General features: G+C 67.2%; 8 protein-coding genes. 1 reads left to right on the top strand and 7 read right to left on the bottom strand.

Features of this window, described 5'->3' with window-relative positions; translation table 11 throughout:
• Positions 1-200 precede the first annotated feature (200 nt).
• From rnr to VN419_RS05800, 7 genes are all read right to left on the bottom strand, one after another.
• On the bottom strand, positions 201-2,639 hold the full coding sequence (gene rnr, locus VN419_RS05830) for a ribonuclease R (protein WP_325645411.1): 2,439 nt from the start codon (positions 2,637-2,639) through the stop codon (positions 201-203).
• Positions 2,640-2,739: 100 nt separating this feature from the next.
• The gene (lpxK, locus tag VN419_RS05825) at positions 2,740-3,855 is read right to left on the bottom strand and encodes a tetraacyldisaccharide 4'-kinase (RefSeq protein ID WP_325645409.1); all 1,116 of its coding nucleotides are present in this window, start codon (positions 3,853-3,855) and stop codon (positions 2,740-2,742) included.
• Positions 3,856-3,910: 55 nt separating this feature from the next.
• Complete coding sequence (locus VN419_RS05820) at positions 3,911-4,621, bottom strand: Bax inhibitor-1/YccA family protein (RefSeq protein WP_325645407.1); 711 nt, start codon at positions 4,619-4,621, stop codon at positions 3,911-3,913.
• 168 nt (positions 4,622-4,789) lie between these two features.
• Positions 4,790-5,896 carry an NADH:flavin oxidoreductase/NADH oxidase gene (locus VN419_RS05815; RefSeq protein WP_325645402.1) on the bottom strand — a complete coding sequence of 369 codons (1,107 nt, stop codon included), beginning with the start codon at positions 5,894-5,896 and terminating at the stop codon, positions 4,790-4,792.
• 268 nt (positions 5,897-6,164) lie between these two features.
• Positions 6,165-6,467, bottom strand: coding sequence for a putative quinol monooxygenase (locus VN419_RS05810; protein ID WP_325645400.1), 303 nt, complete (start codon positions 6,465-6,467; stop codon positions 6,165-6,167).
• Between the two features lie 149 nt (positions 6,468-6,616).
• The gene (gene htpG, locus VN419_RS05805; protein ID WP_325645398.1) at positions 6,617-8,509 is read right to left on the bottom strand and encodes a molecular chaperone HtpG; all 1,893 of its coding nucleotides are present in this window, start codon (positions 8,507-8,509) and stop codon (positions 6,617-6,619) included.
• A gap of 207 nt (positions 8,510-8,716) precedes the next feature.
• On the bottom strand, positions 8,717-9,427 hold the full coding sequence (locus tag VN419_RS05800) for a MerR family transcriptional regulator (protein WP_325645396.1): 711 nt from the start codon (positions 9,425-9,427) through the stop codon (positions 8,717-8,719).
• A gap of 249 nt (positions 9,428-9,676) precedes the next feature.
• Between VN419_RS05800 and VN419_RS05795 the strand changes: the two genes are divergently transcribed.
• The coding region (locus tag VN419_RS05795; protein ID WP_325645394.1) for an Lrp/AsnC family transcriptional regulator at positions 9,677-9,892 on the top strand (216 nt) is incomplete at its 3' end.

Genomic DNA, 9,892 nt, shown 5'->3' with positions numbered 1-9,892 from the left:
AAGGGCCGGGAACGCGAAGACGCGTTCCCGGCCCTTGCCTTTGGGGCGGTTCCGGCCAAGCCCCTGCCCATCCCGCATTGAAAAGGGCCTGGACCGTGTGGGAACACGGCCCAGGCCCTTTTCAATGCCTTGCGGGTCCAGGGGGTGCATACCCCCCTGCCGGGGTCCAAGGGGCGGCGCCCCTTGCTTCTCCTCTCTGGCTAGCCCTCGCGACGCGTGCCGCGCACCTCACCCTTCTTTCTGCCGCCTGATTTCTGGCCGGCCGGTTTCTGGCCCGCCTTGCCTGCCGTCTTTCCTCCGGGCCTGCCTCCACCCTTGCCGCCCGCTCCGGTTCTGGCCTTGCCCGCGCCCCGGCGCTGGTCGCGCGCGCGGTCGTTGCGGCGGGAATCTTCGAGGGCCCGGCGTTCGCGCTTGTCCGCGCGGGCGGGGACTGCGCCCTGCTCGTTCGCGGCGGCGGAGTCCGTGGCCAGTTCGAGATCGATCTCCAGACGGTCCAGGTGCACGCCGATGAGCTTGGCCTGCACGGCCTGGCCCGCGCGGATGACGCGGCCGGTGCGCTCGCCCAGGAGCATCTCGCGCTCGCGCAGGTAGCCGTAGTAGTCGTCGAGCATGGTGGACAGGCGGATGAAGCCCTCGGCCATGACCTCGGGCAGCTCCACCCAGAAGCCGTAGTCGGTGAGGGAGCTGACGATGGCCTTGAACATGCGGCCTTCCTGCCCGCGCAGGACCATGCAGGCGTAGCGCTTGTGGCACTCACGCTCGGCCTCCTGGCTCACGCGCTCGCGCCCGGAGAGGTGCTGGCCCATTTCGGCCAGTTTTTTGAAGCCGGGCACGGGCATGTGCTGGTCGCCCAGGGCGCGCTTCACCAGCCGGTGCACGATGAGGTCCGCGTAGCGGCGGATGGGCGAGGTGAAGTGTGCGTAAGACTCGCTGGCCAGGCCGAAGTGGCCCTCGTTCTCCGGCTGGTAGCGCGCCTGCTTCATGGCGCGCAGCACCATGCGGTGCACCAGGAACTCGCGTTCGGTGCCGGCCACGGAGTGCAGCAGTTTGGCGATGCCTTCCGGGGAGAAGTCCTCCTCAGAGAACTTGCCCGCGCGGGCGCGTTTGGGAGCGGCCTCGCCGTCCAGGCGGGAAAGCAGCGTATAGAGCGTCTCCAGCTTCTCGCGGTCGGGCTCGGCGTGCACGCGGTACAGGCAGGGCAGCGCGTGGGCCTGCAAGTATTCGGAGACGGCCTCGTTGGCGGCGATCATGAACTCCTCGATGAGCTGGTGGGCGAAGTGGCGCTCGCGCGGGACCACCTCCACCGGGTTGCCCTCGGCGTCGAAGCGCACCTCGCCCTCGGGCAGGTCGAAGTCCAAGCTGCCGCGCTCGATGCGCCGCTCGCGCATCTGCCGGGCCAGGGCCTCGGCCAGGTCCAGCATGGCCACGACGTTTTCGCCAGCCTCGGCGGCAAGTTCTGTCCGCGCCGAAGGCGCTTTGTCCACGCACACGTCGCGGGCGCGGTCATAGGTCAGCCGGGCATGGCTCTTGATGACCGCGTTCATGACGCGCACCTCGCCGGGCATGCCGGTCTCGCTCATGTCCAGGCGCGCGGCCACGGCCAGGCGCGGCACGTTCGGGTTCAGGCTGCACAGCCCGTTTGACAGGGCATGGGGGAACATGGGCTCCACCGAGGCCGGGAAGTAGTAGGAGTTGCCGCGCTCGTAGGCTTCCAGATCCAGGCTGGAGCCCAGCGGCACGTAGTGGGCCACATCGGCGATGGCCACCCAGAGGCGGTAGCCCTTGCCCTTGCGCTCCACGAAAATGGCGTCGTCAAAGTCCCGCGCCGTGGGCCCATCGATGGTGACGAAGGGAAGTTTGCGCAGGTCCTCGCGGCCCTTGAAGTCGGCCTCGGCCGGGATGGAAGGCAGCTTAGCGGCTTCTTCCAGGGCGGCCTTGGGGAAGCTGGTGGGCACGCCGTGGTTGGTTTTGACCAGCGCCTCCTGCACCTTGGCCTCGTTCTCCGGTCCCAGGCGGGAGAGCACCACGCCCTCCCATACGGCGGAGTCCACCTGCTCGCCCGGGGCGACGATGGCGATGTCGCCGTTCTTCAGGCCCAAGGCCGCGTCGGTGCCGTGGGTGAGCACGGCGAAGTCCATGCGCGGGTCCGTGGGGCGGCACAGGAAGCTGCCCGGCCCGGCGGAGCGCATGACGCGCACGGTGAGCACGCGTTTGCCGCGCTCGATGATGCGCACCACGCGGCCCTCGTGGTTCTTGCGGGCGTTCTCCCTGGTGATGGCCACGGCCACCTTGTCGCCGTGCCAGGCCCCGGCGGTATCCTGGCCCAGGAACACGTCCTTGCGCCGGGGGTCGTCGGGGATGAGGAAGGCCACGCCGGAGCGCTGCATCTGCACCTTGCCGGTGATGAGGTTGACGCGCTCCATGGGGGCGTAGGCCCGGCCGAGCTGGATGAGCTTGCCCTGGGCCACCAGGTCCTTCAGCATGTCGTCCACATCGCCCTTCTTGCGGCGGTGCAGGCCCAGCATGGGCAGAATGTCGTCCGGGGACAGGGGGCGCTTGGAGTCGCGCATGATCTTCAGCAGGGTTCTGTGGTCGGTGGGCAGCGGCGGAGCGCTGGCATTGCGGTTTTTCTTGCTCATGTGATTCTCGTTGCGCGGATGCGCGCTGGTTGGAAGGAAATTCGGAAGGTTGACGCGCGGCCTGGAAACTCGTTCCGGCGCGGGGGGACAAGGAACAATACTAGATATGCTCCCGGGCGGCGAGGGGCCGGTAATGCGCGGCCAGTTCGTCGAAGCGTGCGGCGAACCAGTCGTCGAAGGGGGCCGGGGCGAAAAAGTCCGGCCCGAACGCAAGTTCGGTGCGCAGCACCCAGAAGCCTTCGGCTCCGGGCAGTTTGGCCAGCTTCACGGCGTCCTTGGCCGTCACCACCACGTGCCCGCCGGAGGCGCTGGCCGCCGTCTGGATGCGCAGCAGGTCCTGGGAGGAGAAGGCGTGGTGGTCGGCAAAGGGCAGCACGGCCGCGGGTGCGCGGCCCAGCAGCATTTCCGCCGTTTTGGCGGCCTGGGCGGGGTCGGCTATGCCCGTGGCCAGCACGTAGTCCTCGCCGCCCAGGTCGGCCGCGCGCACGGTGCCGTCCACGCGCATGAGGCCCTTGGGCTTGAGGAAAAAGGTGAACACCGGCTTGCCGAAACCCTCCAGCCTGCGGCGGATGGCGTCCGCAAGTCCGGTCGGACCGTTGTCCTGGTCCGGGCCGCCGGGCGGCGGGGTCTTGATGCAGAAGGCCGAGGCACGGGACAGGGCGGCCTCGCCCTCGCGCCAGGTGCCCGCCGGGCACACGCGGTTCCAGCCCGCGCCCAGGTCGGTGGGGGTCAAAAGCACAAGGTCGATATCGCGCGCCACAGGCAGGTGCTGGAAGCCGTCGTCCAAAAGAACGAAGTCCGGGTCGAAGCGCTCGTAGGCCCACGGGCCGGAGCGGCTGCGTCTGGGATCGACCACCACGCGGGCCAGGGGGTGCGAGCGCGCCAAGAGCAGGGGTTCGTCACCGCAGCTGGCCGGGTTTTCCGTGCGGGTGACCAGAAGCGGCAGGCGGTGGGGCTTGGCCCCGTACCCGCGCGTGAGCACGATGGCGTGCTCCTCCCGCTTGCCCGCCCAGCGCAGGATATGCCCGCAGAGCGGCGTTTTGCCGCTGCCGCCCCAGCCGATGTTGCCTACGCTGACCACGGGACAATTGGGCCGCCACTGGGAAAGCCGGCCGGACTCAAAGGTCCAGCGGCGCAAGCGCAGCGCCTGCCCGTAGAGCGCGCCCATAGGGATCAGGGCGGGCCTCAGGCGGCGTTGCAGTTCGGCTATGTCCATGGGGAGGAAGCTGGGCCGCCTCCTGCTGGAGAAGGCGGCCCCGCGTGCGGTTGGGCTAGTCGCGGCTGGAGCCGAAGAGGCGCAGCAGCATGAGGAAGAGGTTCAGGAAGTCCAGGTACAGGGTCAGCGCGCCCAGGATGGTGCCGCGGCGCACGGCCGTTCCGTCGTCCATGGGCATGGCCTCGCCCATGTACTTGAGCTTCTGGGTGTCGTAGGCGGCCAGGCCGGTGAACACGATGACGCCGATGACCGAGATGCCGAAGCTCATGGCCGAGCTCTGCATGAACATGTTCACCACCGAGGCGATGACGATGCCGATGAGGCCCATGAACATGAAGCTGCCCATGCCGGTGAGGTCGCGCTTGGTGACCATGCCGTACACGCTGGTGGCGCCGAACATGCCCGCCGTGACCACGAAGGCCTGGAAGATGCTGGCCCCGCTGTACACGTAGAAGATGGACGACAGGGTGAGGCCGGTGAGGGCGCTGTAGCCCGCGAACATCAAGCTGGCCGTGGTGCCGGACATTTTATGGATGGCGGCGGAAAGGCCGATGACCAGGCCGAACTGGGCGATGACCAGACCGATGAGCAGCACCGGGCTCTGCAGGATGGCCATGCCGAGCGGGCTTGCGGCGGTGAACCAGGCCACGCCCGCGGTAAGCAGCAGACCAAGGGACATCCAGCCGTACACGCCGCGCATGAACGCGTTGACTGTGTCCGCCCGGCCGATGGTGCGGGTTCCGGGATAGCTGGGATATTGAGCCATTACAGTATCCTCCTTGAAGGAATGCTGACGAGGGGTGAGCGCGGATGCTCCGCGCATTCCCGTAAAGATAAGCGCTGCCAAGCCCTTTGGCAACCCCTGCGGCTACTCATTCGAAAGGGCGCAGAGCCTGCGCCTGCGTTGAAAACTGTGGCGAGACCCTCGCCCGGCTTACCGGCGTCCGCCCAGGCGCAACAGCTCCTTCAAGCCGTGGGGCTGGCAACGCAGGTACTGCGGCGGGCAGTCCACCTGCGCACCCAGCTCCGCCGCCGCATGCCAGGGCCAGCGGGGGTTGTACAGCATGGCCCGCCCCAGGGCCACGGCGTCGGCCTGGCCGGAGGCCACGATGGCCTCGGCCTGCTTCGCCTCCGTGATGAGCCCCACCGCGATGGTGGTGAGCCCGGATTCCTTCCGCACGGCCTCGGAAAAAGGCAACTGGTAGCCGGGGCCGAGGGTGATCTTCTGCTCCGGCGCAAGCCCGCCCGACGACACGTGGATGTACGCCGCGCCGAGTTCCTTCAAGCGCTTGGCCAGCTCCACGCTCTGGGCCTGGTCCCAGCCGCCCGCCACCCAGTCCGTGGCGGAAATGCGCACGCCGAGCGCCATGCCCGCAGGCAGCTCCGCGCGCATGGCCGCAAAAATCTCCAGGGTCAGCCGCATGCGGTTTTCCAAACTGCCGCCGTACTCGTCGGCGCGCTGGTTCGTCAGCGGCGAAAGGAACTGGTGCAGCAGGTAGCCGTGGGCCGCATGCAGCTCCACGGCGTCGAAACCCAGCCGCGCCGCGCGCCGGGCCGAATCCACGAAGGCCTCGCGCACCCTTGCCACGCCCGCCGCGTCCAGGGCCTGCGGGGCCGGGTCGCCCGGGGTGTACGGCCGGGGCGAGGGTGCGCAGGGCTGCCAGCCGCCGCCGCCGGGCGGAATGAACTGCCCGCCCTTCCAGGGCAGCGCGCAGGAGGCCTTTCGGCCCGCATGGGCCAGCTGCACCGAAACAGGCATGGGCGAATGCAGGCGGATGGCCGCGAGCACCCGGCCCAGCGCCGCCTCGGAGGCGTCGTCCCACAGGCCCAGGTCCGCGGCGCTGATGCGTCCGCAGGACTCCACGGCCGTGGCCTCCAGAATCAACAACCCCGCGCCGGACAAGGCCAGGGTGCCGTAGTGCATCAGGTGCCAGTCCTGCGCCAGGCCGTCGTGGGCCGAATACTGGCACATGGGGGCGATGACGATGCGGTTCTGGAGGGTCAGGGGACCAAGGGACAGGGGGGAGAACAGCGTGCTCATGGACAGGGCTCCTGCATGGGTTTGACGACAGTGCCTAACATAAGCAGCCCGGCTGCAGTATGCAATATCTGCGAGGGCGGGAATATTCGGAGTTTGCAGGTGGGGAATGGGGAGAGTGGAGAAGCGAAGCAAGGGGCGCCGCCCCTTGGACCCCGCCAGGGGGTATGCACCCCCTGGACCCGCATGGCAACGACAAATGGCCTGGGACGCGTTCCACGCGTCCCAGGCCATTTGTCGTTGCGGGTAGGGCTGGGGGAAGCAGGCGGCGCTAGCCCAGGCGCGTCCAGAAGGTCAGCTTGGGATCGCCCGCCAGCCGGTGGCCAACGGTGGCGCGCCAGGCGGCCAAAGCCGGGGCTGCGCCGTGGACGTCCAGGGCCTTCTGGCTGGCCCAGCGCTCGTAAAAGACGATGCGGCGCTGGTCGGACGCGTGCACATGGGCGGCGTACTCCACGCAGCCGGGCTCCTGCCGCACCGCCGTCATCAGCAGCTGCAACGCTCCCAGCACGGTCTCGTCCACGGGCGCGTTCAGAGTCATCTCGGCCAGCAGCGTAATCTCTTTTCCCTCGGACATGTCGCCTCCTTCGGCTCTCATTGGAAACATCTGCGGGTCGCAGCCTGGACCGGGCTTGCCTGGTCCAGGCTGCGACCCGCCAAAGGGGGGCCCGGGGGGTCTTGTACCCCCCGGCCTGCGGAGCATATTCTCTTCTATTCTCTTTTCCCTTACTTCGCCTTCACATACCAGCCGCTGGCCTTGGCCAGCAGGTCCTGCACGCGTCCCACCAGGGCGTGGGGGTCGGTCAAATAGCCTTCCAGCAGCAGGGCGGACTCGAACAGCTGGCGCGCGGCCTGCTCCACGAAGGGATCGTTCACGTCGGCCTGGTTCAGGTCGGCCAGGTTGCGGATGAGCGGATGCGTGGGGTTCAGCTCCATGACCTTCTTGGGCACGGAATTGTCGTGGTTCATGGAGCGCATGATCTTGTCCATGCTGGAGGTGGTGTGCCCGTCGGGGTTCACCAGACAGCAGGGGCTGCCGGTCAAGCGCGTGGTGGCGCGCACGTCGGCCACGCCTTCGCCCAGCACGGCCTTGAAGCGCACCAGCAGGGCCTCCAGGGCGTCCTTTGCCGGGGCGGGCACGGCGTCTTCCGGTGCGGCGGCCTCAACGTCCGGCAACGCGGCCAGGTCTTCGGGCTTGGCCAGCTCGGCCGGGGTCAGGGCGAAGTCCTTGTAGGTGTGCAGGGCGTCCATGACGAACTCGTCGATGGGCTCGAAGAGGTACAGCACCTCCACGCCCTTCTTGCGGAACAGCTCCAGGTGCGGGTTCAGCTTGAGGGCCTCGCGGCTGGGGCCGAAGGCGAAGTAGATCTTCTTCTGGTCCGGCTTGGCGCGGGCCATGTAGTCTTCAAAGCTCATAAGCTCGTCGGCGGTTTCGCAGGCGCTGGAATTGAAGCGCAGCAGCCCGGCGAAGGTTTCGCGGTTGCCGAAGTCCATGTACCCGGCCTTGAACACGCGGGCGTGCTCGCGCCAGAACTTGGCGTACTTGTCCTTGTCCTCGGCCATCTTGGTCAGCTGGGACAGGATCTGCTTGGTCAGGGTGGTGTTGATTTTGCGGATCAGGCGATTGTCCTGCAGGGTCTCGCGGCTGATGTTCAGCGGCAGGTCTTCGGTGTCGACCACGCCGCGCGCGAACATGAGGTACTGCGGGATCAGGTCCTTGTTCTGGCGCTGGATGAGCACCCGGCGCACGTAGAGGTCCAGGCCCCAGTCCTCGCGGTCGAAGCCCATGAAGTCCTTGCTCTTCTCCGGGATGAAGCACAGGGCGTTGAACTGCACGGGCGCGTCGACGGAGACGTGCAGGGTGTCCATGGGCTCGTCCAGGTCGTAGGTCAGGAAGGAGTAGAACTCCTTGTACTGCTCCTTGGTGATCTGGAACTTGGGCTCGCGCCACAGGGCGGGCACGGTGTTGGCGCGCTCGCCGTTGACCAGGATGGGGAAGCTGATGAAGTTCGAGTGCTTGCGGATGATGTGGCGCAGGCCTTCCGCGTCGGTGAACTGCTCGGCCAGGTCGTCCTTCAGGCTGATCTCAATTTTGGTGCCGCGCCCAACGGCTTCGGCCTCCTCGCCCGCCAGCTCGCGGATGGTGTACGCGCCCTGGCCGTCGGAGATCCACTCCACCGGGGTGGCGCCTTCGCGGTGGCTCTTGGTGGTGATCTTCACGCTGCCCGCCACCATATACACGGAGTAGAAGCCCACGCCAAAGCGGCCGATGATGCCGTCGGCGTTGGTGCCCGCGTCCTTCATGGCCTTCAGGAAGCTGGCCGAGCCCGAATGGGCGATGGTGCCGATGTTCTCCACCAGCTCGGCCTCGGTCATGCCGATGCCGTTGTCGCTGATGGTGAGGAGCTTCTTGTCCTTGTCCGCCTCGATGCGGATCTCAAGCGGCGCGTCGTCAGACTCGGAGTCGGCGGCGGTGATGCGCAGCTTGTCCAGCGCGTCCGAGGCGTTGGAGACCAGCTCGCGCACGAAGATTTCGCGCTCGGTGTACAGGGAGTGGACGAGGATATCGAGCAGTTGCTTGATTTCGGCTTTGAACTCGTAGGTGGCCTGTGCGGACATGGTTCGCGTCTCCTTGAATTCTAGGGTCGTATGGGCGTGTGGCTTTCTGTCGACTGTGGCCGAAGCCTTCCGCGCGGGGCGCAAGCCCCATGGCACAAGGCCCCGCGGGTGGCGGGGCCTTGGCTGGGCATGTGGAGGATTCGGGCCGGTAACCACGGGAGAAAGCCCCGTGAAGACGTAGAGGTGTGGCTCTCCCGTCTTGGGAGCTTAAGTAGTCACGGCCTTGATCTTGTCAAGAAGGTACTTCTCCATCTCGCGGCGGTCCTTGCGCAGGCGGATGAGTTCCGACTCCAGCACGGTGAGCTTGGCCTTGAGCTCGGCGTTCTCCGAGGCCATGCGCGCCACCTCGTCGGCGTTGGCGTCCAGCCTGCCGCAGGTTTCCTCCACCACGTTCTTGATGGCCGACAGTTCCTCGGCGTCCAGCCCGGAGGGCAATGCCTCGCGCGCTTCGCCGGGGCCCAGGGCCGCGCCGGCCACCCCAGACAGGTGCTGGCGCAGGCCTTCGCCGATGCTGCGCGCGATCTCCGCGCCCATCTCCTTGGCTATGGCCGCGGCCATGCGCACGGCGGTGTCGGCCAATTGGGATTCGGACTCGCGCGGGTGCTTGTGGCTGAAGGGAGCGTCGGCGCCCTCCCGGAAAGATCCGGTGGCGAAGTGGTCGCCCTCAAGGCTGGCGGTGAGGGGAAAGTTCTTGCCCAAGGCCTCCATGACGTCCTGGGCGCTGTGGCCCAGGCTGAACATCTCGGCGATGATGCGGAAGACCTCCACGGCCTCCGGCCGGAAGCGCTTTTGCCTTCCGGCCCCGCTGCTGGGCAGGTGCTGGGCGAAGCGGTTCTTCCAGTAATGCACCGTGGACTCGGGCACACCGAGCCTGCGGGCGATTTCGGCCACGGAGAGCAAGCGTTCTTCCGGCGACACGGGCAGCCTCCTCGAATTACTGGCGAACAGTCGTTGGCGGGCGGGTGGTTCCCCGCTCTCCTTACACCAAGCGCGCGCTGCCCACAAGAGAGGCGCGCCGACGCGGGACAAGCGCCCGGCCCGGCCGGGAAAAATCCGCGCTGCGAAGCGGGAAAAACAGCAGCATTTTCTTGACAGATATTTTGTTTTTGGAATATTTTTGCTTCACCAATTTTCAAAACGGAAAAATATCGGCGAGGAAATCCCCGAATGAAGAAAGTTCTCGACATCGCGGACAGGAAGCTCGTGGCCGCCCTGGCCGAGGACGGGCAGGCTTCCTCGGCCGAGCTGGCGGAGACCCTGAACGTCACCGCGCCCACCATCCGCGCGCGCATGAAAAACCTCATCAGCCAGGGGCTTTTGCGCGTGGCAGGCCTGGTGGACCCCTTCCAGGTCAAGGGCCTTTCCGTGGCGCTGGTGGGCATC

Origin of the sequence: Humidesulfovibrio sp. (genome assembly GCF_035560995.1) — a bacterium.
GTDB lineage: Bacteria > Desulfobacterota > Desulfovibrionia > Desulfovibrionales > Desulfovibrionaceae > Humidesulfovibrio.
Note: the sequence above shows the minus strand (reverse complement) of the source record. Positions and strands in the feature narration are given on the sequence as shown.